This window comes from Streptomyces sp. NPDC002602 (assembly GCF_042889445.1).
GTDB lineage: Bacteria > Actinomycetota > Actinomycetes > Streptomycetales > Streptomycetaceae > Streptomyces.
Genome location: NZ_JBIAQX010000001.1, coordinates 1,296,305 through 1,320,470 on the forward strand (window position 1 = coordinate 1,296,305; position 24,166 = coordinate 1,320,470).

A 24,166-nucleotide genomic window follows, 5' to 3' on the forward strand; every position below is an offset into this window, starting at 1 on the left:
GTCCTACCGCGCTTCCTGGTCGATGTTGGGGACCCGTGCCCATGACGGCCGTTCCGTCCGCGGCCGTTCCGTCCCGTTCTGCCGGGCCGTCCGCTCCTTCCGGCCGCGCGGCGTGGTGTGCGCCCCGTCCCACAGCGTGCCGTCGGTCCGGTCACGCGGATCGGGGTCGATCAGCACCACACCGATCACCGTGATGCCCAGGTCCGCGAGCTGTCGCGCCACGGTGTGCAGCCATGCGGCGCTGCCGTGCCCGGCACGCACGACGAGCACGGTCCGCGTGCCGAGGTACTGGAGGTCGGTCCACGCCGAGCCGGGCGCCACCGAGCCGACACCGAGCCGCCGCTCCTGCTCGGACAGGCCCGCGGCGCTCTCGCCGTCGACCACGGCGGGGTCTCCCGGCTTCGGCTGGTGGTGGGCGAGCCGCCGGCCGGGCAGACCGTCGACGATCACCACCGGACCCGGCCCCTCCTCCGTCAGCGCGCCGGCGAGGTCCAGGGCGATCACACTCGCGGTGCCCGCACAGCCCAGTTCCAGCAGCGACACCGGTTCCGCGGAGCCGCGCACGGTACGGGCCAGGGTCGTGGTGAGCCGTGTCCTCGCCGTCCGGGTCCGTCGGCGCTGCCAGGGCCCGGCCGACCGTCGGGGCGTGCGGCGCAGCTCCGCGATGACCGAGGCGCCGAGGTTCGCGGCGATCTCCCGGCGCAGTACGGGACGGTCCGCCACCACGGCGCCGACCGCGGCCACCGCGAGCCCCAGGACGAGCCCGAGGACCAGTCCCACCCCGGCATTGGTGACGGCGCTCCTGGGCAGGGAGTGCCGCACCGCGCGTGCGTCGTCCACGACCTGGGTGCCGGCGACGAGCCGGGGCGTGCCGATGCGCGCCTCCGCGGCCCGCCGGCCGAAGTCGGTGATGCGCGAACCGAGTTCGGCCCGGCGGGTGAAGAGCGACTCCATGTTCGCCGAAGCCTTCGGCCCGCTCTGCGGCGACGAGTCCCCGATGGACTTGTTGACCTGCGCGAGTTCGGCCTGCATGCGGTCACGCTGGTCCAGCAGGGTCTTGGCCTCGGCGTCCGCGGCCTCCCGGATCCGCCGCACATGGTCCGCGACGAACGCGTCGGCCAGTGCCTTGGCCCGCGCCGTCGCCTCCGCGTCGCTGCCCGCCGTCACGGTGATCTGGAGCAGGTTGTTGGACAAGCCGATGCCCCCGTAGTCCCGCATGAAGTCCTCTGGTTTCTCCGGGGATCCGAGGGCCTGCAGGGCCTTGCCGGCGATCCGCGTGGTGTGCAGCAGTCCGACGTCGGTGCGGATCAGCGTTCCGGGGTCGTTCGGCTGGTCCGCCTGATGTGCCACCAGCACCGTGGTCACCGCGGTCGGCGGCGGGGGCATGAGGACCGCCACCGCCACGCCGGCGAGCAGCCCCAACAGCGCCATGCAGCACCACAGGCGGCGACGCCGACGCACCGCGACCACCAGCGCCTGGAGGTTTATCAGGGGAGCGGTGGCCGCCGGCTCCGAAGGCGTGGGCGTGCTCACGCCGAACCCCCCGCCGTGTCGACGCCCCCCGCGAACACCGGCGTGGCGTCCTGCGGAGGTTCGCCGGCGGACTTGGCCGGGCGGGCCCGGACCGGGCCGGCGAGGACGATGCCGACGACCTCCTGCCGGGCATCAGCACACGCCCCGGCGATGTCGGCGAGCTCGGCCGTGGTCCAGTTGCCGGCGCTCAGTACGACCAGGACACCGGACTCGTCGTCGCGCTCCTGCACGAGCGGCCGGGACACCGAAACCTCGACCACCCGCAGCGGCGGCTCGCCCTCGGCTTCGGCGACGAGCTGCTCGGCGGCCCTGAGGGCGATCTCATCGCCGTCCGGTACGAGGACCAACAACGGCCGGGGGTGCGGCACTTGCTCCCGCAGGCGGGCACACACCCGCCGGTAGCGGACGCGCCTGCCGGCCTCGTCGCCGGAGGCCCGGGGCGCCGGTACGTCCCACCGGACGTCGAGGCCGAGCAGCCGGCGGATCGTGGCCCGCGGGCCACGGCCTTCCGGCCGGTGCGCGGGCCGTTCACCGGGTACGTCGACGGTACCCAGCAGCGTCGAGCCGAGCGCCGAGGCGATCTCCGCCTCGGTGCGCGGCCGGCGACTCATCCGTGCGGTGGCGAGATGACCGATGACCGCGAGCAGGAAGAACAACCCCGCCCCGCCGACGATGAGTTGCAGCCTCGTCGGCGGCGCCTCGCCGGCCGGCCTGGCCGACGGCCCCATGACGACCATGTTGGCCTTGGCGGCGGACGGGTCGGCCTGTTCCAGCTTCTTGACGGCCTCTTGCAACGCGGTACGCAGCTTCGCGAGTTCGGTGCGGGTCTGCACGCTCTCCACGGACTTCCCCGGATCGGCCGCATCGGCGAGCTCGGTGATGCGACGGCTGGTCTGCGTCACCATCTGCCGCAGAGCCTCGGGCCGCGCCGCCGCTTCGGGGTCGGCGCCGGCGCCCGCGATCCGCGCGGCGAACGTGACGAACTGCCGGGCCACCTCGTCGGAGAGCCGTTGTGCGCGCTCCGGGGTGTCCGAGGTACCCGAGATCGTGATGATGTTCCCGTCGGCGGTGGTGGCGCTCACCCGGTCCCGCAGCTCGCCGCCGCTGACCTCGGTCCAGCCGAGGGTGGCGGCGGCGCGGTCGAGCACCACCGAACTGGTCGCGATCTCCGCCTGGGTCAGCAGCTCGCGCTCCTGCCACGCCCCTGGCAGCAGTACCGATGCCGACGTCGTGTACTGCGGCGGGAACAGCAACGAGGTGCCGTAGCCGACGAGCGCACCCACCACGGCGAGGAGGGTGAGGAGTCGCCGGCGCCGACGGATGATCCGCCCCATCGTGACCAGGCGTATCGTGTCATCACTCAACGGTGCGGTCTCCTCCCGCCCGGTCCGGGTCGCCCTTCGACACGCGGGCGGCGTCAGGGCGGGCAGCGGCGTAGGCGGCGAGCAACGAGGCTTGCGAGTTCCGCCAGGAGAGCGGTCCGTTGATCCGCTCCTGGCCGATCTTGCCCATGTGGGCCCGCTTCTCCGGATCGTCCAGCAGCAGCGCGATGAGCTTGGCGAACTCCGCCTCGTCGTTGGCGGGCGCGTAGACGGCGGCCTCACCGGCCGAGACCCGCGCCTCACGGAGGTCGAACGAGACGATCGGCCGACCCATCACCATGTACTCCAGGACCTTGTTCATGGTCGACACGTCGTTGAGTGGATTGAGCGGGTCGGGGGACAGGCACACGTCCGCGGTGGACAGGTAGCGCACCAGGTCGCCGTCCGGGATGCGCCCGGTGAACTGCACCTGATCCGACAGGCCGAGCTGCCGGGACAGCTCCACCATGGCGTCGAAGCTGTCACCCGCGCCGACGAACACCGCGTGCCAGTCGGTCCGCCCCAGCTCGTCGCGCAGCTTCGCCAGAGCCCGCAGGGCGTAGTCGACGCCGTCCTGCGGACCCATGACGCCGAGGTAGCACAGCAGATGGGGCTTGCCGCGCTTCAACTCCGGCTCCGCCGGAACCGGCCGGAACCGGTCGGTGTCGGGCGCGCTGCGCACCACGAAGACGTCCTCCGGCCGCCGGCCGCCACGGCGGATGGCGACGTCCCGGTAGCTCTCGTTCGTGGCGAGCACGACGTCGGCGGCCCGGTAGGTCCGTCGTTCCAGCGCGAGCACGGCGCGGTACAGCAGGTCCTGGCCGCGGTCGAACCGGGAGAGGTACAACTCGGGTACCAGGTCGTGCTGGTCGAAGACGAACCGTGCCCCGCGCCGCTTCATCCACAGCGCCGGCAGGAACAGCAGGTCCGGCGGATTGCAGGCGTGGACCACGTCGACCGGGCCGACCTTGCGGGCCAGCCGGACCGTGTGCCACAACGCCGACCCGTACTCCTGCACAAAGCCGGCCGGTCCTCCGGTGGCCGCGCGCAACGGGTAGCGGTGGATCCGCACCCCGTCGATCACGACCTCCGACTCCGTGTCCCGCGTGGTCCCCCGGGGACAGATCACGTGCACCGTCCAGCCCGCGTCGCGCAGCGTCGTGCACTCCTGCCACACCCGCCGGTCGAACGGCACGGAAAGGTTCTCCACGAGGACCAGCGCGCGACGCGTCCTGCCGTCGCCGCGGTTCGAGTTACCAAGCAAGGCCCATGTACCCCGGTTCGGTCCGGCGCGCGTCGGCGTCGGGAAGGCGGACGAGATCGACGATCAGCGGGCCGTCGCCATGGGGCAGCGCCGACAACACGGCCGGGTCCTTGGTCCCCACCAGGCAGACCTCGGCATGTTCGAGCACCTCGCCCACCGACTCGGCGAGCAATTGCGCGAGGTGCGGCAGCCGGGTCTCGATGTACTCGCGGTTCGCGCCGAGCAGCCGGGAGAGGTTGACGTTGGGGTCGTAGATCCGCAGGTCGTAGCCCTTGCCGAAGAGTCTCTCCGCCAGCTCGACGAGCGGGCTTTCGCGGAGGTCGTCGGTGCCGGGTTTGAAGGACAGCCCGAACATGCCGACCCGACGCTTTCCGGTGCGCTCGACCAACTCCACCGCGCGCTGGAGGTGTTCGGAGTTGGACGGCAACACATGGGCGAGGATCGGCACCGAGACGTCGGCCCGCCGTGCCGCGTGGAGCAGGCTGCGCAGGTCCTTGGGCAGGCAGGAGCCACCGAAGGCGAAGCCCGGCCGCAGGTAGGCGGGGCTGATGTTCAGCTTGCGGTCGGCCAGGAACACGTCCACCACCTGGTGCGTGTCCACTCCGAGGGCCTGGCACACCGCGCCCAGCTCGTTCGCGAAGCCGATCTTGAGGCCGTGGAAGGCGTTGTCCGCGTACTTGATCGCCTCGGCCGTCGGGATCGGCACCCGGAACACCTCACCGGGCAGTCCGTCGTACAGCGCCTCCACCACGTCGCCGCTCGCCGGGTCGAGCTCGCCGATGACGGTCTTGGGCGGGTCGAAGAAGTCCTGCACGCTCGTGCCCTCGCGCAGGAACTCCGGGTTGACCGCGATCCCGATGTCCACGCCGGCGGTGCCGCCGATGTACTTCTCCAGGATCGGTACCAGCAGGTTCAGGCAGGTGCCCGGGAGCATGGTGCTGCGGAACACGATGGTCTGCCGCCCACCCCGCTCGGCCACCGCGGCACCGATCTGCTCGGTGACCCGCTCCAGGTACGTGGTGCACAGGCTGCCGTTGGGCTCCGACGGGGTGCCCACGCAGACCAGTGACACGTCGCTTCCCATGATCGCCTCGCGGACGTCGCTGGTGGCGCGTAACGCACCGGACCCCACGACCTCGGCGATGAGCTCGCCGATCCGCTCCTCGACCACCGGGGCCTTGCCGTCGTTGACCAGGTCGACCTTCGCCTGGTTCACGTCCACCCCGATGACCTCGTGCCCCAGGCTGGCCAGGCACGCGGCCGACACACAGCCGACGTAGCCGAGCCCCAAGACGCTGACCCTCATAACCCGTTCCTCCCCCCAGGCAGGCCCTTGTGGCCTGCGGTACGTGAGCCGACCGGACAACGTTCCCCGCGCATCAGTAGGCGCCCTGCCCCTGAACCACCGCGCGCAGTGTCTTCCACAAAATCACCGTGTCGAGGGCGAGTGACCAGTCCTCCACGTACCGCAGGTCCAGCCGGACCGCCTCCTCCCACGGCAGGTCGCTGCGTCCGCTGATCTGCCACAGGCCGGTGAGCCCGGGCTTGACCAGCAGGCGCCGCCGGATGTCCGGGCCGTACGCGGCGGACTCCTCCGGCAACGGAGGCCGCGGACCGACGAGCGACATCGATCCGGTGAGCACGTTGAGGAGCTGCGGGAGCTCGTCGAGCGAGTACCGGCGCAGCATCGATCCCACCCGGGTCACCCGCGGATCCCGGCGCAGTTTGAACAACAGGCCGGCGCCCTCGTTGAGCTCGGCCAGCGCGGCACGTGCCCTGTCGGCCCCGGCGACCATGGTGCGGAACTTGACCATGGTGAACTCGCGGCCGTCCTTGCCGACCCTGCGCTGGCGGTAGAACACCCCGCCCCGGCTGTCCACCAGGACGAGCAGCGCGACGAGCGCCATCAGCGGCGTGAACAGCATCAGCAACACCGCCGCGCCCAGCCGGTCGACGACCTCTTTGACCGCCCGGCGGGCCCCGGTGAAGATCGGCATGCTGACCCGCAGGAGCGGGATCCCGAGCACCGCGTCGACGTGCAGCCGCGGGCCGGCCACCTCCATCAGCACGGGGGCCACGACCATCTCGGCATCGCTGCCTTCGAGGTTCCAGGCCAGTCGTTGCAGCCGGTCCGGGGACCAGTGCGGGTCCGGGGTGACCGCGACGACACGGTAGCCGTCACGGTGGACGTGGCCCGCGACGTCCGTCAGCCGGCCGACGACGGGCACTCCGTCCAGGTGGTCACCGTCGAGCCAGAGACCGTCCGGTGTGCACACGGCCTCCACTCGCCACCCGAGGTGCGGGAACTTGCGGGTTCGGGCGATCAGATCGCGCACGGTGGCCGGGCTTCCGGCGGCGAGCACCGGTCGCAGGCACCGCCCTTCCTTGCGCTGTTTGTGCAGCCACAGGCGCAGCAGGTACCGCTCGGTCATCGTGACGAGCGCGATGGCCGGTATCGCGACGAAGATCCAGAGCTTGATGTTGTGCGAGGTGAGGGCGATCCCGCCGAGGGCCAGTACGACGGCCGCCGTGAACAGCGAGCGCCCCAGCCGGCGGAACTCCTCGGCGCCCTGCCCGAGCACGGCCGGCGCCCAGGACCGGGTCACCGCAAGCGCTCCCAGCACCAGCAGTTCGGTGCCGAAGGCGAGAATTCTCCACTTCTCGTGCCAGTTGGCCGCGTCCCTGACCCCGAAGAAGCCGCCGATCGCCATCACCACGAAGGCGGTGGCCACGGTGTCGCTGATGATCACCGTGTGGCGGTACCGCTGCGCCCAGTCGATGGCGGGCCGGCTGATCGCTCGGCTCGCCGTACGTCCGGGCGCCGATAATAACGGCCCGATCAACTCCCCTTCCCCCTGCTGCACGGTTCCCCCCAGGTCGCCCGTGGACTCCACGTGTTCGTTCCACACGGTTCCTCCCCCCGGGAGGCCCGCGCCCCCCGCACTGTTCGTCCCCCGGGAGGCCCCACCTCCCGTGCCGCGCTGTTCGTCCCCATCGGGAGGCCCCCGCCCCCCGCGTCGCGCTGTGCTTTCCCCGGGGGGCTCGGCCCCCCGCATGGCATGCCTGCCCGTGCGGCACGGGTGGAAGACCCCACTCGGCCGACAGCGGATACGTATGTCCTGTCAGGGCCCCGAGGCGCGCGGGAACCCGTTGACGATTGCCCCCCGACCCAAGGCTCCCCCCTCGGGCTCCACGAATCGATCACTCACGTCGGACGCCGGGGACGCGAATGCCGGCGGTCCATGACGTCAGACTTGTAGATCACTTCTTGCCGCCTCGCGTCCAAGGATGCGAAGCACGGTCAATCTAGAGCATGGTGGGCCCCCTGAAGAGGGGAATGTATGCAACTTGTGCTCAGCCTTTGAAGGTTGACCTTCGAACCGTGAAGATCCGGAGGTGCCCTGGAGCCGAGGGCGTGCCGTGTGACCTGTGATGACGGGAGTTCCCACCGGCCGTCGGCGCCGCGGCGCCCGAAGTGTTTCGGTACTGCTGTTCGGATCCGCCGAGGGCGTGTGACGGAGCCGCCCGGCCGCCGGCGCCGTACGCGGAGAGCGCGTGCCGGGGTCCGGGAGAGGACGGGAACGCCGCCGTGCCACTCCGGCCGGGTTCCCGCCCGACAGGACGTCACGGAGCCGGGGGCGCGTTCCGGGGAGAGCGGGGCGAGGGGGCGCCGGCGCACTGGCCGGAATGGGTCGGGTTGTCATTTATGCTTCAAGGCGGCCGCGCGGCGGTGGCTCGTCGCGGTCCGCGGCACCTCGGAACGGTCGGGTCCGGCCGGTCGAGGTGCGCGGCGTGCGTGGGGGCCCTGCTCCGGACGGGAACCACAGGACGCTGGTCGAGAAGGTCTTGGGGAATCGGGCGACCGCCGACACGCGTCTCAGTGGTGTGGGGTGCACAGCCCCCCGCCCGTGAACAGAAGACCCCCAGGGAGAAGTGAGGTATGCCGGTGATCTGCGTCGGAGGCATGATCGGGATCGGCAAGACGAGCGTGGCCGAGCTGCTCGCCAAGGAGCTGGGCAGCGAGGTCTTCTACGAAAGCGTGGAAGACAACCCGATCCTTCCGCTCTTCTACACGGCGACCCCCGAGGAGATCCAGGCCAAGCGCTACCCCTTCCTGCTCCAGCTGTACTTCCTGCAGACCCGGTTCGCCTCGATCAAGGAGGCGTACAAGCAGGGCGACAACGTCCTCGACCGGTCCATCTACGAGGACTGGTACTTCGCCAAGGTGAATCACGACCTGGGCCGGATCAGCTCCCTCGAGATGCGGGTGTACGAGGGACTGCTCGACGAGATGATGCGCGAGATCGACGGCCTGCCCTACCGCAAGGCACCCGATCTCATGGTCTACCTCAAGGCGGACTTCGAGACGGTGCTGCACCGCATCGGGCTGCGGGGCCGTGACTTCGAGCAGGACGAGGGCCTCGTCGCGTACTACCGGACGCTGTGGTCCGGCTACGACGACTGGGTGCACAAGCACTACTCGGCCAGCGAGGTCCTCGTCGTCGACATGAACCACACCGACGTGGTGAACGACCCCGAGGACGCGGCCCGCGTGGTGCGAGAGGTCAGGGACGCGCTGACGGCGGCGAGGCTGCGGGCCTGACACCGTTCCCCGCGGGTGCCGCGACGGGGCGGCCGGTGCGCACACCACCGGTTCCGCCTCCGCGTCGGCCCCCGCGCGGGCGGTCCCGTCAGCGCGTGGCGATCCGCTGGAGCGCCGCACCCTGGTAGCGGGCACCGGCGTTCCACAGGATGAAGGAGTTCATCTTGTTGGCCGCCGCGGCCTTGATCTGTTCGGCCACCTCGGCCGGCCCGTAGGTGCTGCCCATCGAGAAGTCCTGGAGCCACGGGACGATCTCGGTCCGGGTGCCCTTCGCCTGGCGGGCGAAATCGGCGAGGGAACGCTGCACGATCGCGTAGGGAGCGGTGTCGGGCTGCGCGACACCGTACTCGCCCGGCCCCCAGTGGGACGGGTAGACCATCGGCGCGATGTAGTCGGTGACCTTGACGAGGGACCCGATGTCCTGCGCGATCTCGGTGGGCCGGGTGGCGGCGATGCCGAAGACCGAGACGCCGAGGTAGGTGGCGTGCGGACGCAGCGCGGTGCGGGTGTCGGCGACGAACGAGGTGATGGACTGCTCGGGCGTGGCACTGCCGATGCCCGGGAAGCGCATCTGGGACAGCGGGCCGTCCGGGCGGCGCACGTAGTCGTAGAGGATGTCGTCGAAGCCGAGCCGAGCCGCCTCGACGGCGAGGTCCCGGTTGTACTCGCGGACCGTGGCGTTGGCGAAGTTGGTGAAGGACAGGGCTCCGTAGTGGCCACCGTCATAGGGCTGTCCGGTCGGGGTCAGGACGAGCTGGTCGCTCTTGCCGGACTTCCAGGCGGCCGAGGCGAGCTTGGGGTCGCGGAAGGCCACGATGCGGCCGATGACCTGGGCGCCGGCGCCGTGGATCTCGGCGATCGCCTTGCGGGCGTCGTAGTAGCCCTTGGCCGCGCCGATCCGGCGGGCCAGCGGCACCCGGGAGGCGTACCCGACCTCGCCGTCCTCGTCCTTGACGTCCAGCTCGACGGCGTTGAGCTTGCCGCTGCGAACGAGGGCGAGGATGTTGCCGCGCAGGGTGTCGTCGCCCCACCCGATGGCGGTGATGTGCGCGGCACGGACCATGGGGCGACGCCCCCGGGCGGACACGTCCTTGGTGGTGGTGTTCCCGGCGCGGTCCACCGCGGTGACCGTCGCGAGGGGGGTGCCCTTCGGAACCGTGGTCTTGAAGACGCCGGCCCTGTCGACGGGGGCCTTCCTGCCGTTGACGGTCACCTTGGCGTCGGTCGACGCCCGGCCGGTGATGGTCACGGGGGCGCCGACGTCCTTGACGTCGGGGTCGGCCACCGCCAGCTCGGGAGCGGTGGCGTCCACCCGGAAGCCCACGACCTTGCGGTACGAGGCGAAGGGGAAGCTGCTGTCACCCGCCACCACCAGGGTGTGCGGGCCTTCGGTGAGGCGCGGGAGGACGAGTTTCAGCCGGGCGCCCTCGGCCGTGACGCGGACCGCCGTGCCGTCCAGGGTGGCGCGCAGCCCGTCCCTGCCGCCGGCCTCCTCGGTGGCGAGGTAGGCGCTGACCCGTGCGGCCGCGCGACCGTCGAGGACGGCGCCGTCGCCCAGACCGTGGATGCCCGGGCCCGGCGCGAGGATGGTCCAGGCTCCGACGGCCGCGCCGGCCAGTCCGAGGGCTCCGGTCGTCGCCAGCAGGGCGCCCCGATGGGTCGGGCGGTGCGGACGGCGGGACGTGGCCGAGCTCGATATGTGCTTGGGGGACATCATGCCGTCCTTCGTGCCGTGGGCCGGATGCTGTCTTCATTCATTGCCGCGCGATGTCCCGCTCGCCACGTTCCGGCCGAAATTCACACGAATGCCTCGTCCGTGCGGGGCGTGGCGACTACGCCATGCAGGGGGTCGTGCGGTAAAGGGCCTCCCGTCGGAGGTAGGGATGGCGCGACACGACGGTCTTGGAGGGTTCTCATGCGCCACCCGCTCGTCACGCTGGGCGCCCTGGTGGGCACCGCCCTGCTCGCCTCCGGCTGTTCCACGGGGACGTCACCGGCCGCCGCGGAAAGCCGTGGGACCGCCTCGCGAGCGGCGGTCGGCCCCGCGGCCGCGAAAGCGCCGGCGGAGGTCGGCGCCGACGAACTCGGCCAGGTGCCGGTGCTGATGTACCACCAACTCACCGAGAAGCCGGCCGGTGTCTACGACCGCACCCCGGCCGATTTCCGGGCCGAACTGGAGCGCCTCGCGAGGGAGGACTACGTGCCGGTGACGGCCCGGGACTTCCAGACGGGCCGCATCGACATCCCCGCGGGCAAGCACCCGGTGGTCCTCACCTTCGACGACTCGACCAACAGCCAGGTGCGCCTCGGCCCGGGCGGCGCCCCGGCGCCGGACACGGCCCTCGCCATCTTGATCGAGACTGCCGGGAAGCACCCCGGGTTCAAGCCGGTGGCGACGTTCTTCGTCAACGCGGACGGCTTCTCCGCGACCGGTACCGCCAAGGCCCTGACCTGGCTGAAGGAGCACGGCCACGAGGTCGCCAACCACACCGACCGCCACGAGAACCTGCGCTCCCTGGACCAGGCGGGTGCCGCGCGGGCGATCTTCGCCGGACAGCACGCGATCGAGCAGGCGGCGCCCGGAACGCGTGTCACCTCGCTCGCCCTGCCCTTCGGCGCGATGCCTCAGCCGGCCGGGATCGCCACGCGGGGAGCCGGCTACCGATACGACGGGGTGTACCTCGTGGGGGCGAACCCCTCGGTCTCGCCGTTCGCGAAGACGTTCACGCCGGGTGCGATCCCTCGGATCCGCTCGGCGGGGTCCGAGGGCGAGGACGCCGACTTCGGCTCGTCGCGCTGGCTGGACAAGCTCGCCGCGGGGAAGAACCGGTACGTGTCCGACGGGGACCCGAACACCGTCGCCTTCCCGAGGTCCTCGCGCAACGAGCTGTCCCCGGCTTTCGCGCAGCGCGCCCGCCCGTACTGAGCGGCGCGCGCGGCCGGTCGGTCGTGTCGGATCCGCAGCCCGAGCGACTCGAAGCCGAAGGCCAGGCAGGCCAGGGCGGCGTCGGTGGCATACCCGTGTCCCCACGCCGAAAGCCTCGACCGCCGCCCCTCACCATCGGACTCCTTTCCGTGTGCCCGGACGCCACTGCGCGCGGGATCCGACGTTTCCCGACACCCTCGACGGGTGGGGCTGCCGTCCCTGCCGCAATTTCCGATTCGCGGACCTTCGGCATCTTGCCGCCGCCGGCTTTATCGGTTAACGAGAACGTCGACAGCTTCCGGGATTGCTCATTACCACGGGGGGTTCGCCAGGTCTCCCGGATCATCCAATCTGCGGATCGTGTCAAGTGCATTAGTTTAGGAAGGGAGCATTCCGCTATGGGTGATGACCGAACCTTGACCGGGTTGGCTGATTTCTGTCCCGATGGCGATTGTGATGCATGGCACATCCTCGCCCCTTCAAAGGTGATGAAACGGTGCATTGCATACGGCTATCGAGCGGAGTGGATGATTCTGTTGGCGAAAACCGAACGTTCGCCCATCGGTGGGACATTACCGAGGCTTGACCTGGATATACCGGTCTCCATAACCTCCGGATCGTGCTTGCGCCGCCGATCAACGGTGCATCAGTTACGTCAAACCATTTGACCGGAGGGTTGTATGTACGACGTTATTGTTGTAGGTGGCCGCTGCGCAGGATCGCCCGTCGCGATGCTGCTGGCTCGACAGGGGCACCGAGTGCTCGTGGTGGATCGGGCCTCATTCCCCAGTGACACGGTGTCGACCCACTACATTCATCAGGCCGGCCTGCTGAAGCTTCAGGACTGGGGTCTCCTCGAAGAGATCATCGCGGCCAAGACGCCGGCGCTCCGAAAGATGCATTACTCGTATCGGGGCATCGATCTCAACGGGTTCGCCGACCCGGTGGACGGTGTCGACGCCGTCTACTGCCCCCGACGCACCGTGTTGGACGAGATCCTCGTCAACGCCGCTCGCCGGGCCGGCGCCGAGGTCATCGAAGGGTTCACCGTATCCGACCTGGTCTTCGCCGACGGCCGCGTGACCGGGATCCGCGGACGCGAAGGGGACGGACCGGAGCGGGAGTTCCGCGCCACCGTGGTCATCGGAGCCGACGGCTTCCACTCGACGGTCGCCAAGAAGGTGGGCGCGGAGCTGTACAACGTGCGCCCCGCGGCGGGCTTCATCTACTACTCGTACTACAGCGGCCTCGACGACTGGGGTCTGCACCACAAGACCGGTTTCAACGAGAAGTGGTTCGGCACCTGGCCGACGAACGACGGCGTGAACATGCTGGCCGTCATCTGCACGCGACGCCAACTCAAGGAGTTCCGCCAGGACGTCGAGGCCGGCTTCCAGGGCGTGTTCGACGACGTGTCGCCGGAGATGGGAGCGCAACTGCGCGACCAGGGAAGGCGCGAAGAGGACTTCAGGCCCATGCGCTACCCGGACAACTACTACCGCCGCGCGTACGGCCCCGGTTGGGCTCTGGTCGGCGACGCCGGCTACCACAAGGACCCCTACACGGGGTGGGGCATCACCGACGGCTTCCTGCACGGCGAACTCCTCGCCGAGCGCGTCCACCAGGGCCTGACCGGCGAGCGGTCGATGGACGAGGCCCTCGCCGAGTACAACAAGGTGCGCGACGAGGAGAGCGCCGGCGTCTACGACTTCACGACCACGCTCGGCGAACTCACCGAGCTCCCTCCCTTCTTCCGGGCGACGATGGCCGCGATGGGCCAGACCCAGGAGTGGACCAACAAGATGCTCGGCCTGATCGGCGGTGTCGTCCCGGACTACGAGGTCTACGCGCCGGACGCCCTCGAGCAGCTCTACGACGCCGCCGGCACCCCGCAGGAGGAACGGATCTACGACCCGGCCGGCTGACGACCCTCGCCCCATCGAGTCCCATCGCGACACGAACGCCAAGTGCCGTGCGTGGAGCTGCCGTTCCCGGCGCTCGCGCCGGCGCTTCGCGCCACCCCCGCACAGGCAGCCGTGTGGATCCCCCTGGAAGCCGGCGGCCTCGCCCGCGGTCGGCCCCGGCAGCCGTCCGACCACCCGGCGCCGTCCGATCACCCGGCAGCCGTCCGACCCCCAGGGCGCCCGGGCCGACCACTCACGGGCCGGGCCCGGGTGCCCGTCGACCGTGCCCGCCGCGCCCCGCCGGCCCGGCCACTTCCTTCCCCATCAGCGTTCAGTCACCCTGCCGTCCCGCCACCGGCGAGGCTCGGTGCGGCCTTCCCACAGGCCCCGGGCCCATGGCACTTCGGCACTGCATTCGATGCGCTTCACCCTCTGAGGGAGCCCAGCAGATGACGCGTGCGTCCAGCATGTTCGATCTCATCAGTGACCAGGACGAGGAAAGGCCCTACTTCGAGACAGGCGGCATCGGCAGGTCACACGAGTTCTACACCGGTGAGGAGCAGTACCGGAGGGAGATGTCCCGCATCTACGGCCGGCGCTGGCTCCCGGTGGACCACGTCTCCCGCCTCAAGGAGAAGGGTGCCTACAGCACCCTGAACATCGGCACCGGCTCCGTCCTCCTCATCCACGGGGACGACGGCATCCAGGCCTACCACAACTACTGCCGGCACCGCGGGTACAAGCTCGTGGAGGAAGCCACGGGCAAGCGGCAGAGCCTGGTGTGCCTCTACCACTGCTGGGTGTACGACCGGAACGGCAAGCTGAAGAGCCTCAACGGCACGTACCTGGACCACTTCTTCGAGAAGGAGAAGAACGGTCTGCTGCCGGTGCGCACCGAAGTCCGGTTCGGTGTCGTCTTCATCGCCCTCTCCGACGACGCCCCCGACCTCGACGCCTCGCTCGGCGAGTTCGGCGAGTTCGCGAAGGTCTACGAGCTCGCCGACCTGGAGTGCGTCGAGGCGAAGGACTACCCGGTCGCCTCGAACTGGAAGCTCGTGGCCCACAACGTCAACGAGAGCCTGCACTTCCCGACCGCCCACAAGGACCTGCACCGCATCACCGACTTCGACGACGCGGGCACCTACGACCTCAAGGGCGACATCGTCGGGGCGTGGCAGTCCATCCGCGGCGGCTACAACTCCGTCTCCATGACGGGGCGCAGCGCCCGGACGCCCATGCCGCAGGTTCCCGAAGGGGACCGACTGAAGATCAACTGGATCACCATCCTGCCCAACCTCCTGTTCGGGTTCACGGCCGACTACGTGATGATGCAATGGGTCTGGCCCGAGAGTCCCGGGACCTGCTTCGTCCGGCACTTCTGGCTCTTCCACCCCTCCGAGACCGCCAAGAGCGACTTCTCCCACGAAGCCGTGTTCGCCCTGTGGGACAAAGCGAACCACGAGGACTGGGAGATGTGCGAGCGCACGCACCGCGGCCTGTCGAACCCGCTGTGGACGCCCGGCCAGCTCTCGCTCGACGAGGAGGTCGTCTCCCAGATCGACTCCTGGGTCGCCCGCGAATGCGCCGACGCCCCGGCCACCCTCGCGCACGACGAGGACACCGCCGCCCAGGGCGAGCCCACCGCCGCGCACGACGAGGGCGCCGCCGAGTCCGGGAAGGCCGCAGAGTGAGCACGACAGCCAACTGCTACCTCATCGGCGGCACCCGGGTCCTCACCCGGTGTGCCGCTCGGCTCCTCGACTCCGGCGTACGGATCGAGGGCGTCCTCAGCGACGACCCCGCCGTGACGCAATGGGCCGACACGCGGGGGATCCCCGTACTCGACCCGCACGCGGACCTGGCGCGGACCCTCTCGGCGCGGCCGTTCGACTACCTCTTCAGCATGGTCAACTTCCGGATTCTGCCGGCCCCGGTCCTCGACCTGCCGAACATCGCCGCGATCAACTTCCACGACGGCCCGCTGCCCCGCTACTCCGGCAGTCATGTCCCCGCCTGGGCGCTGTACGAGGGCGCGTCCCGTCACGCGGCCACCTGGCACCGGATGACGGAGGCCGTGGACGCCGGCGGCGTGCTGCTGGAGCGCTGGTTCCCGATCCGCGACCACTCCACCGCCCTGTCCCTGACGTACGAGACGGCCGAGGTGGGCATCGAGCTCTTCGCCGACCTCGTCCCGCACGTCGTGGCGCGCACCCTGCCCGAGCCGCTGGACACGGGCGACCGCGAACGGCGGTTCTACCGAAGGTCCGACCGCATGGCATCCGGTGGCATCATCCACGCGGGCACCTCGGCCGCCGAGGCCGAACGGCTCTCCAAGGCCCTGGACTACGGCTCCTTCCCGAACCCGCTCGGGGTGACGACCCTCGTCACCGAGCAGGGTGCGGTCTTCACCCGACAGGTCAGGCTGATCCCGCGCGAGGACACGCGTACCGGGACCACCGTGCAGTCGGTGACCACGTCCGCCATCACGCTGGCGGCCCCGGACGCCGACCTCGTGCTGAGCGACTGGGCCGCCGTCGACGGGAGCGCGCTGAGCGGTCAGGCGGCCGCGCAGCGGCTCGGAATCACCCCGGGGGCGCCACTGCCGGCGGCATCGGAGCAGCGGCTGGCGGACATCGCCGCCGCCCAGAAGGCGCTACGGCCCCACGAGCCGTGGTGGCGCGCACGACTGGAGCGACTGCGCCCCGCCCCGCTGCCCGCCGACGACTTCTCCGCCGCCGCGGCCCACTACAGCCGCCACGAACTGGCCTTCACCCCCGCCTCGCGGGAGGAGACGGTCGCGGTCGTCCGCGCCTTCCTCACCGTCGTCGCCGAGCGCACCGGCGAGCACGTCTTCGACTTCGCCTGGTCGCCGTCGGCCGCGCGGGACCTCTCCGAGCGGACCCACGGCATCGCCGCCGCGCGCTTCCCCGTGCGCTTCGACCGTGACACCACCCGCTCCCTCCAGGACAAGCTGGACGAGGCCGCGGCCCACCAGGGCTACGCCGGTGACCTCGAACTCCGGCTCGGCCTGGCCGGGCGGCCGCTCGGCTCCGACGAGCCGAGCTTCACCCGCGTCATGGTGCTGGACCGCGGCGCGGGGGAGGAGGCGTCCTCGGAACCGCACACCGAGATCGCCCTGCTGTGCCTGAAGGACGGGCCGCCCACGATCTTCGTCCGCGAGACCGCGATGGACGCGGACGCGGCGCTGGACTTCACCGAGCAGGTCGAGGACCTGGTGCTGACCGCCCTGCTCCACGGCGAGGAGCCGAGCCCCGCTCCGCGCGCCGAAGGAGTCCCGGACGCGCGCATCGACGAGCACCACGCGCAACCGTCCCCGGAGCGGCGGGACGCCGCCGACGCCCCCGCCGTGTCCGGGACGCTCCTGGACCTGTTCGCCGCGGTCGCGGCCGAACGGCCGGGCGCCATCGCCGTCCGCAGCGGCGCCCGCACACTTGACTACGCCGGGCTGGACGCCTGGGCCGACGCCGTCGCGGCCCGCCTGCACGACGAGGGCATCGAGTCCGGCTCGGTGGTGGCCGTCCTGATGGAACGGGACGTCGCGCTGCTCCCGGCGCTGCTCGGAATCCTGCGCGCCGGCGCGGCCTTCCTGCCCCTGGACCCCGGCTACCCCGTGGAGCGGCTCCGGCGGTACGTGGAGGTCTCGCGGTGCGACCTCATCGTCACCGACGACCGTACCCACGCCCTGGGCGCGTCCCTGGGCCCGGCGCGGCGCGTACCCGGGTCGGACGGTTCGGCGCAGGCCGTGCCGCCTGAGGTCACCGCCTCCGACCTCGCCTACCTCCTCTTCACCAGCGGCTCGACCGGCAACCCCAAGGGCGTGGAGGTCGAGCACGAGGCACTGGCCAACTTCCTCACCGGGATCGGCGAACGCCTCGGAGTGTCATCCGACGACACCGTGCTCGCGCACACCACCGTGGCCTTCGACATCTCCCTGCTGGAGCTCTTCCTCCCGCTCACGTCCGGCGCGACCGTGGTCCTGGCCTCGCGGGAGATCGCGGGAGACCCGTACCGTCTGGCCGAGCTCACCGCAGAGGTGACCGTGGCTCAGGCGACGCCCAGCCTGTGGCGCCTGCTGCTGGGCACCGGCTGGACCCCGGACGAGCGGCTGACCGTCCTCTCCGGGGGCGAGGCCCTGCCGCCCGCCACCGCCGAGCGCCTCCACGAGGCGGCCCGCGCCCTGTGGAACCTGTACGGCCCGACCGAGGCGACGATCTGGACCTCGTGCCACCGGGTCACCTCGGTGGGCTCCTTCGTTCCGCTCGGCGAGCCCCTGCCCCACACGGAACTGCACGTACTCGACGATCAGTTGGAGTCGTGTGTCGCCGGATCCACGGGCGAGCTGTACCTCTCGGGCGCCGGACTCGCCCGCGGCTACGCCGGCAGGCCCGACCTGACGGGCGACGTCTTCACCCTCCACCCCGTGACCGGCGTACGGCTCTACCGGACGGGCGACGAGGTGCGCCTGCACACCGACGGCGCGATCGAGTGGCTCGGCCGCACCGACGCCCAGGTGAAGGTGCGCGGCAACCGCATCGAACCCGCCGAGATCGAGCGGGTGTTGGAGAAGTTCGACGGGATCACCGCCGCCGTGGTCGTCGCGGCGCGGTTCGAGGGGAGGGGCGAACCGAGGCTGACCGCCTACCTGGTGGGCGAGGACACGCCGACCAAGTCCCGGCTCGACGCGTTCGTCGGCGCCGCCCTGCCCGGCTACATGGTGCCCGACGCCTACGTGAACCTCGACGCCGTGCCGCTGACCGACAACGGCAAGGTGGCGCGCGCCCGACTGCCCCTGCCGACGCGCGACACCATCATCCCCTCCGCCGCCGGAGCCGCCTTCGCCGAAACAGAGCCCGTGGAGTCCGAGGAGACCGTCGACCCCGTGACGTCCGCGGAATCCGCGGAATCCGCGGAGCCGGCGACGGCCCCGATGACGGCGGAAGCGCTCGCCGAGTCGATCGCGGGGGTGTTCGCGGCCACGCTGGACCACCCCGCCTTCGACGTGCACGCCAACTTCTTCGACCTGGGCGGCGACTCGGTCAACGTCACGTCCGCCGCCGTCCGGCTCAGCCGTGAGGTGGGTGCCGACATCACAGCCCCGTCGATCTTCGCCTCCGGTACGCCGGTGAAGCTGGCCCGGCTGCTGGGCGCGGAGGGCGTGGTCGCGCTGCTCGACGGCCCGGAGACCGAAGAACCCTCCACGACCGTCCGGGAGACGGCGCGCCACGAGCCCCTCACGACGAAACCCGCCACGAGCGCGCGGCCGACGACCGCACCCGCGCGGCCGGCCCCCGTCGTGTCCGCGGTGTCCGCGCCCCCGGAGCCCACCCGGCCGGCCGCCGACGGCGGCGCCCTGGCCGTCATCGGCATGGCGTGCCGGTTCCCCGGAGCCGCCACCCCGGACGAGTTCTGGCAGAACCTCGTCGACGGGGTGTCCAGCGTCGGGCACGCCCCGGACGGCAAGCGCGGCTGGGCCCACCTGTGGTCCGAGACCGGCGCCGACGACGTACCGATGGGCTGGGTCGACGGTGTCGAGCACTTCGACGCCGCCCGCTTCGGACTCACCGACCGCGAGGCCCGCCGCATGGACCCCCTCCAGCGGATCCTGCTCAGCGTGACCGCGGAGGCCCTGGAGAGCGCAGGCCACGACCACACCTCCCTCGGCGCCGCCACCGGCGTCTTCGTCGGCGCCATCGCGAGCGACTTCCCGGAGCTGGTGGCGCGGAGCATCGGGCACGACGACCCGCACGTGGCGACGGGCACCGCCCCCTCCATGCTCGCCAACCGGCTGTCACACGTCTTCGACTGGTCCGGGCCGAGCTTCGCCGTCGACACGGCCTGCTCGTCCTCCCTCGTCGCCCTGCACCAGGCGGCCATGCACCTGCGGGCGGGAGACGTCGACGCCGCCGTGGTCGGGGCCGCCAACCTGGTCCTCACCCCGGACAAGACGCGCTCCTTCGTCCGCAACGGAATGCTGTCCCCGCAGGGCACGTGCCGCGCCTTCGACGACGGCGCCGACGGCTACGTACGAGGAGAGGGCGCCGGCGCCGTCATCCTCAAGCGCCTCGCCGACGCCGAACGCGACGGGGACCCCGTCCTGGCCGTGATCCGCGGTACCGCCGTCAACCACACCGGCGGCAGCGCCGGCTTCCTCACCGCCCCCAGCAGGCCGGCCCAGGAAGCGGTCCTGCGCAAGGCGCTGGCCGGCTCCGGGCGCACCGCCGCCGACATCGGCTACATCGAGGCGCACGGCACCGGCACCCAGCTCGGCGATCTCATCGAACTCGAAGCCCTGCACGCGGTCCTGGGCGGCCCGGCCGGCCGGCAGCCCGTCGCCGTGGGCTCGGTGAAGACCAACATCGGCCACCTGGAGCCGGCCGCGGGCATCGCCGGACTGATCAAGACGATCCTGACGCTCCAAGCGGGCCACATCCCGTCGTCGTTGAACTTCGACACCCCCAACACGTCCTTCGACTTCGACACCTCACCTCTGTTCGTGGCCGACCGGCCCCGGCCGTGGGGGAGCGGCCCGCGCGTCGCGGGCGTCAGCAGCTTCGGCTTCGGCGGCGCCAACGCCCACGTCGTCGTCGAAGCGGGTCCCGCCACCCCACCGGAACACGAGGAGCCCGGCCCGCGGCTGCTGGTCCTCTCCGCGGGCTCGGACGAGGCGCTGCGCACACTGGCCCACCGGCTCGTGCTGATGCTGCGCTCCTCCTACTGCCCGTCCCTCGACGCACTGAGCGAGGCGAGCCGGCAGCGCCCGGCGGGAGCCCACCGACTGGCCTGTGTGGCGGACAGCGTGGAGCAACTGGAGGACAAGGTACGGCTGTTCCTGGCCGGGGTCGCCGACACCCGCTCCCTGCACGTGGGCGTGGCATCCCGGGCGGCGCGCACCCACGACGAGTCCCTCGACGCCGGCGCCGACCGCCGCACGCTCGACGCGGCGGCGCGCGCGTTCGTCGACGGCGCCGACCTGCCCGCCGGGCCGCGACGCATGGCTGGCGTACGCTTCCCGACCCGGCCGCACGCCGAGAAGTACCTGTGGCTGGAGCCCGCCGAGCAGCCGAACGCCGCCCTGCCCAACGCCACCGTGCGGCAGGCCGTGCCCGCCCTGACGAGGAACACGTGGACGGAGCACCCGGAGGCCGCCGAGCACGTGGTCCTCGGCAGGCCGACACTGCCCGGCGCCGGATACCCCGGCAAGATCGCCGAACTCCTCGGGCGCGATCGGTTCGGTCTGCGGGACCTCACCTTCCGGGCGGCCGTCGAGACCCCCGCGACCCTGACCGCCGAGCGGGACAACGACACGATCGCCTTTCGCGACGGCACCGGAGCCCTGGTCGCCAACACCGAGGTGACCGCGCCCGAACAGCCGTCGCTCACCGCTCCGTCCAGTGCCGACGGCTTCACCCCCGTCGCGCTCGGCGCGATGTACGAGGCCTTCGAGCGCGCCGGGCTCGGCTACGGGGCGGGCTTCCGGACCGTGACCTCGCTCTCCGTGGCGCCCGGGCAGGCCACCGGTGTTGTGCGCGGCGTCGGGCGGACCAGCGGGGCCGTGGACGCCCGGCTCCTGGACGGAGCCTTCCAGGTGGCGCTCGCCGCGTGTGGTGCGCGGGGACTGTACGTTCCGTTCACCGTCGAACGGCTCACCGTCCTCGGCCGGCTTCCCGAAACCGCCAGGGTGTACGCCCGGCGCGAGCGGGACAGCGGACCGGACTCCGGTCTGCTGACCGCGAGCCTGGTGGTCCTCGACGGCGACGAACCCGTACTGGAGGCCCGCGGGATCACCTGGAAGCGGTTGTCCCCGGCACCGTCGCCGGGGGCGGGAGGCTCGGGTGGCGACGCGCGGGACGGGCGCCGTCCCGCGCCGGCGCCGGCGCGGAACCCGGCCGCGGTCTCCACCGCGGCCTCCAACGGCCACCGTCCCGCGCCGGGACCCGCCCGCCCGGCCGTCGGCGGTCTCGACGCGACGCTGGCCCGCTGGGTGGCGGCCGCCCTGGAACTGGACGTCGACGCACTGGAAACGGACCGCCCGCTCCAGGAGCAGGGGCTCGACTCGATGCTCGCGGTGTCGCTGGCCCAGGACATCCGGGCCAAGCTGGGCGTGGACATCCCCGTCACGTTGGTCCTGGAGGTCGGCACGGTCGACCGGCTGGCCGTCGAACTGAGGGACGAGTACGGAGTCACCACGGCACCCGCCGACGGCAGCGCCCCCGGCACCGTCGACGCTCCGCGGGCGCCCGTCCCCGAAGAGCGCACGGAACCCCTCCCCCCGGTCCCGGTCCCAACCCCGGCCCCGATCCCGGTTGTACGACCGATCCAGGCCCCGGTGCCGACGGACGGGCAGTCGGGAGCCCCGGTACCCGATGACGCGGACCGGCACGACATCGCCGTCATCGGTTTCGACGGGGTGTTCCCGAACGCCGAGAGCACCGAGGAGTTGTGGCGGGTCCTGGTGGAGGGCGAGGACTGCCTGACCGAGGTGCCGGAATCCCGCTGGGACATCGACGCGTACTACGGGACGGACGGCGAACCCGGCACCGTCTACCTCAGGCGCGCCGGCTTCGTCCAAGGGCTGGCCGACTTCGACCCCGGGTTCTTTCGACTGTCACCGGCAGAGGCGGCATGGATCGATCCCCAGCAGCGCCATCTCGTCCAGTCCGCCTGGCGGGCCCTGGAGGACGCCGGCCTGGCAGGGAAGCCTCAACGCGCCACCGGCGTGTTCGTGGGCGCCAGTTACCAGCACTACCGCGACACGGTCGTCGGGGACGTCGTCCAGACGGCGGCGGGCCTGGGCAACCACAACGCGATCCTGGCGAACCGGGTGAGTTACTTCCTCGATCTGCACGGGCCGAGCATGACGATCGACACGTTGTGTTCGTCGTCGCTGGTCGCCCTGCACACGGCGGTGCGCAGCATCCGTGACGGTGAGTGCGAGCAGGCCGTCGTGGCCGGCGTACACCTGGCCATGTCACCCCAGTACTTCCAACTGGGCTCGCGTCTGCGCTCGTTCTCCCCGTCGAACGCCCTTCGGCCGTTCGATGCGGGGGCGGACGGTTTCGTGCCGGGTGAGGGGGTGGTGACGGTGGTGGTGAAGCCGCTGGGGGCCGCGTTGCGGGACGGTGACCGGATCCGGGGTGTGATCAAGGGCAGTGCGGTCAACCACGGTGGTCGCACCAGTGGGTTGACGGTTCCCAGCAGTGCGGCGCAACAGGAAGTGATCTCCGCGGCGTTGCGGGACGCGGGGGTGTCCGTGGACTCGATCGGTCTGGTGGAGGCACACGGGACCGGGACGGGTCTGGGTGATCCGATCGAGGTGGAGGGGTTGACCCGTGCCTGGCGTGGGGTGACGGGCAGGTCGCAGTTCTGCGCGATCGGTTCGTTGAAGGGGAACGTCGGCCATCTGGAGCCGGCGGCGGGGCTGGCGGGCCTGGTGAAGGTGCTCCTGGCGATGGAGCACGGGATGGTTCCGCCGTCACTGCACGTGGTGCGGCCCAACGATCACATCCGGTTCGAGGAGACGCCGTTCTATCTGGCCGACCGTGCGGTGGAGTGGCCGCGTGAGGGTGGCCCCCGGCGGGCGGCGGTGAGCGCGTTCGGGATGGGTGGTGTCAATGCCCATGTGATCGTCGAAGAGGCTCCTGTTCGGTCGGGGCGTGAGGTGTTGGCTCAGGATTCGTTCGTCGTGCGGGTGAGTGGGGCTGATGAGTCGGCGCTGCGGTCGTTGGCGGGTGTGTATGCGGATGGGTTGGTGGGTGTTTCGGCGGAGGTGTTGGGGGATTTCGCTTTCTCGGCGAATGTGGGTCGTGCGGGGCATCGTTTTCGTGCGGTGGTGTCCGGTGTTGATTCGGGTGCGGTGGCGGCTGGTTTGCGGGATGTGGCGGGGGGTCGGGTCGCTGTTTCTCGTAGGGGGGGTGTTTCGGTTCCGAATGTCTTCATGTTCACGGGTCAGGGTTCGCAGTATGTGGGTATGGGGCGGGGTTTGTATGTGACGGAGCCGGTGTTTCGGGCTGCGTTGGATGAGTGTGCGGAGTTGGTGGCGGGGCATTTGGATGTGCCTTTGTTGGATGTGTTGTTCGGTGGTGTGGGTGGGGGGTTGGATCGGACGCGGTTTGCGCAGGTGGCGATTGTTTCGGTGCAGGTGGGGTTGGTGCGGTGGTTGGAGTCGGTGGGGGTTCGGGCGGATGCGGTGGTGGGTCACAGTTTGGGTGAGTTGACGGCTGCGTGGGCTTCGGGTGTGTTGGGGCTGGCGGATCTGTTGCGGTTGGCGGTGTTGCGTGGGGAGTTGATGGAGGGGCAGCCGGGTCGGGGTGGGATGGCTGTGGTGCATGGGGATGTGGGGGTTGTGGTGGAGGCTTTGGCGGGGTTTCCGGGGGTGGAGGTGGCGGCTTTCAATGCGCCGCGGGTGGTGACGGTTTCGGGGCCGGTGGATTCGGTGGCGGCGTTTTGTGGGGGGTCGGGTTTGCGGACTTCTCCGTTGGTGGTGAGTCATGCGTTTCATTCGGTTCTGATGGAGGGTGCGGTGGGGCCTTTCGTGGAGGCGGTGGCGGGTGTGGG

General features: G+C 71.0%; 11 protein-coding genes. 5 read left to right on the plus strand and 6 right to left on the minus strand.

Features of this window, described 5'->3' with window-relative positions; genetic code table 11:
* Positions 1-3: 3 nt before the first annotated feature.
* From ACFYW3_RS05320 to ACFYW3_RS05340, 5 genes are all read right to left on the minus strand, one after another.
* A complete protein-coding gene (locus ACFYW3_RS05320) occupies positions 4-1,533 on the minus strand; it encodes a Wzz/FepE/Etk N-terminal domain-containing protein (RefSeq protein WP_389385597.1) in 1,530 nt (509 codons plus the stop codon).
* Entirely contained in the window at positions 1,530-2,897 is a 1,368-nt protein-coding gene (locus tag ACFYW3_RS05325; RefSeq protein ID WP_389385598.1) for a Wzz/FepE/Etk N-terminal domain-containing protein, read from the minus strand. Before ACFYW3_RS05325 ends, ACFYW3_RS05320 begins: the two co-directional genes overlap by 4 nt.
* Entirely contained in the window at positions 2,890-4,158 is a 1,269-nt protein-coding gene (locus ACFYW3_RS05330) for a glycosyltransferase family 4 protein (RefSeq protein WP_351751738.1), read from the minus strand. The genes ACFYW3_RS05325 and ACFYW3_RS05330 overlap by 8 nt, the downstream gene beginning before the upstream one ends.
* Positions 4,148-5,464 carry a nucleotide sugar dehydrogenase gene (locus tag ACFYW3_RS05335; protein ID WP_351751740.1) on the minus strand — a complete coding sequence of 439 codons (1,317 nt, stop codon included), beginning with the start codon at positions 5,462-5,464 and terminating at the stop codon, positions 4,148-4,150. The genes ACFYW3_RS05330 and ACFYW3_RS05335 overlap by 11 nt, the downstream gene beginning before the upstream one ends.
* Positions 5,465-5,537: 73 nt before the next feature.
* Complete coding sequence (locus ACFYW3_RS05340) at positions 5,538-7,022, minus strand: sugar transferase (RefSeq protein ID WP_389385637.1); 1,485 nt, start codon at positions 7,020-7,022, stop codon at positions 5,538-5,540.
* A gap of 1,076 nt (positions 7,023-8,098) precedes the next feature.
* Here ACFYW3_RS05340 and ACFYW3_RS05345 point away from each other — a divergent pair.
* Positions 8,099-8,761, plus strand: coding sequence for a deoxynucleoside kinase (locus ACFYW3_RS05345; RefSeq protein ID WP_351751744.1), 663 nt, complete (start codon positions 8,099-8,101; stop codon positions 8,759-8,761).
* Between the two features lie 88 nt (positions 8,762-8,849).
* Here the strand turns inward: ACFYW3_RS05345 and ACFYW3_RS05350 are convergent, their stop codons facing one another.
* A complete protein-coding gene (locus tag ACFYW3_RS05350; protein WP_389385599.1) occupies positions 8,850-10,478 on the minus strand; it encodes a putative glycoside hydrolase in 1,629 nt (542 codons plus the stop codon).
* Positions 10,479-10,676: 198 nt separating this feature from the next.
* Here ACFYW3_RS05350 and ACFYW3_RS05355 point away from each other — a divergent pair, with 198 nt between their 5' ends.
* The 4 genes from ACFYW3_RS05355 to ACFYW3_RS05370 form a co-directional block, all read left to right on the plus strand.
* The gene (locus ACFYW3_RS05355) at positions 10,677-11,687 is read left to right on the plus strand and encodes a polysaccharide deacetylase family protein (protein ID WP_389385600.1); all 1,011 of its coding nucleotides are present in this window, start codon (positions 10,677-10,679) and stop codon (positions 11,685-11,687) included.
* A gap of 680 nt (positions 11,688-12,367) precedes the next feature.
* Complete coding sequence (locus ACFYW3_RS05360) at positions 12,368-13,612, plus strand: NAD(P)/FAD-dependent oxidoreductase (RefSeq protein ID WP_351751748.1); 1,245 nt, start codon at positions 12,368-12,370, stop codon at positions 13,610-13,612.
* Between the two features lie 428 nt (positions 13,613-14,040).
* Positions 14,041-15,282, plus strand: a complete 1,242-nt coding sequence (locus ACFYW3_RS05365) for an SRPBCC family protein (RefSeq protein ID WP_389385601.1) — start codon at positions 14,041-14,043, stop codon at positions 15,280-15,282.
* The coding region (locus ACFYW3_RS05370; RefSeq protein ID WP_389385602.1) for an amino acid adenylation domain-containing protein at positions 15,279-24,166 on the plus strand (8,888 nt) is incomplete at its 3' end. The genes ACFYW3_RS05365 and ACFYW3_RS05370, both read left to right, overlap by 4 nt.

Coding starts and splice junctions, on each gene's coding strand:
- ACFYW3_RS05335 (WP_351751740.1), bottom strand. CDS start 5,464: ATGAGGGTCAGCGTCTTGGGGCTCGGCTACGTCGGCTGTGTGTCGGCC.
- ACFYW3_RS05345 (WP_351751744.1), top strand. CDS start 8,099: ATGCCGGTGATCTGCGTCGGAGGCATGATCGGGATCGGCAAGACGAGC.
- ACFYW3_RS05350 (WP_389385599.1), bottom strand. CDS start 10,478: ATGATGTCCCCCAAGCACATATCGAGCTCGGCCACGTCCCGCCGTCCG.
- ACFYW3_RS05355 (WP_389385600.1), top strand. CDS start 10,677: ATGCGCCACCCGCTCGTCACGCTGGGCGCCCTGGTGGGCACCGCCCTG.
- ACFYW3_RS05360 (WP_351751748.1), top strand. CDS start 12,368: ATGTACGACGTTATTGTTGTAGGTGGCCGCTGCGCAGGATCGCCCGTC.
- ACFYW3_RS05365 (WP_389385601.1), top strand. CDS start 14,041: ATGACGCGTGCGTCCAGCATGTTCGATCTCATCAGTGACCAGGACGAG.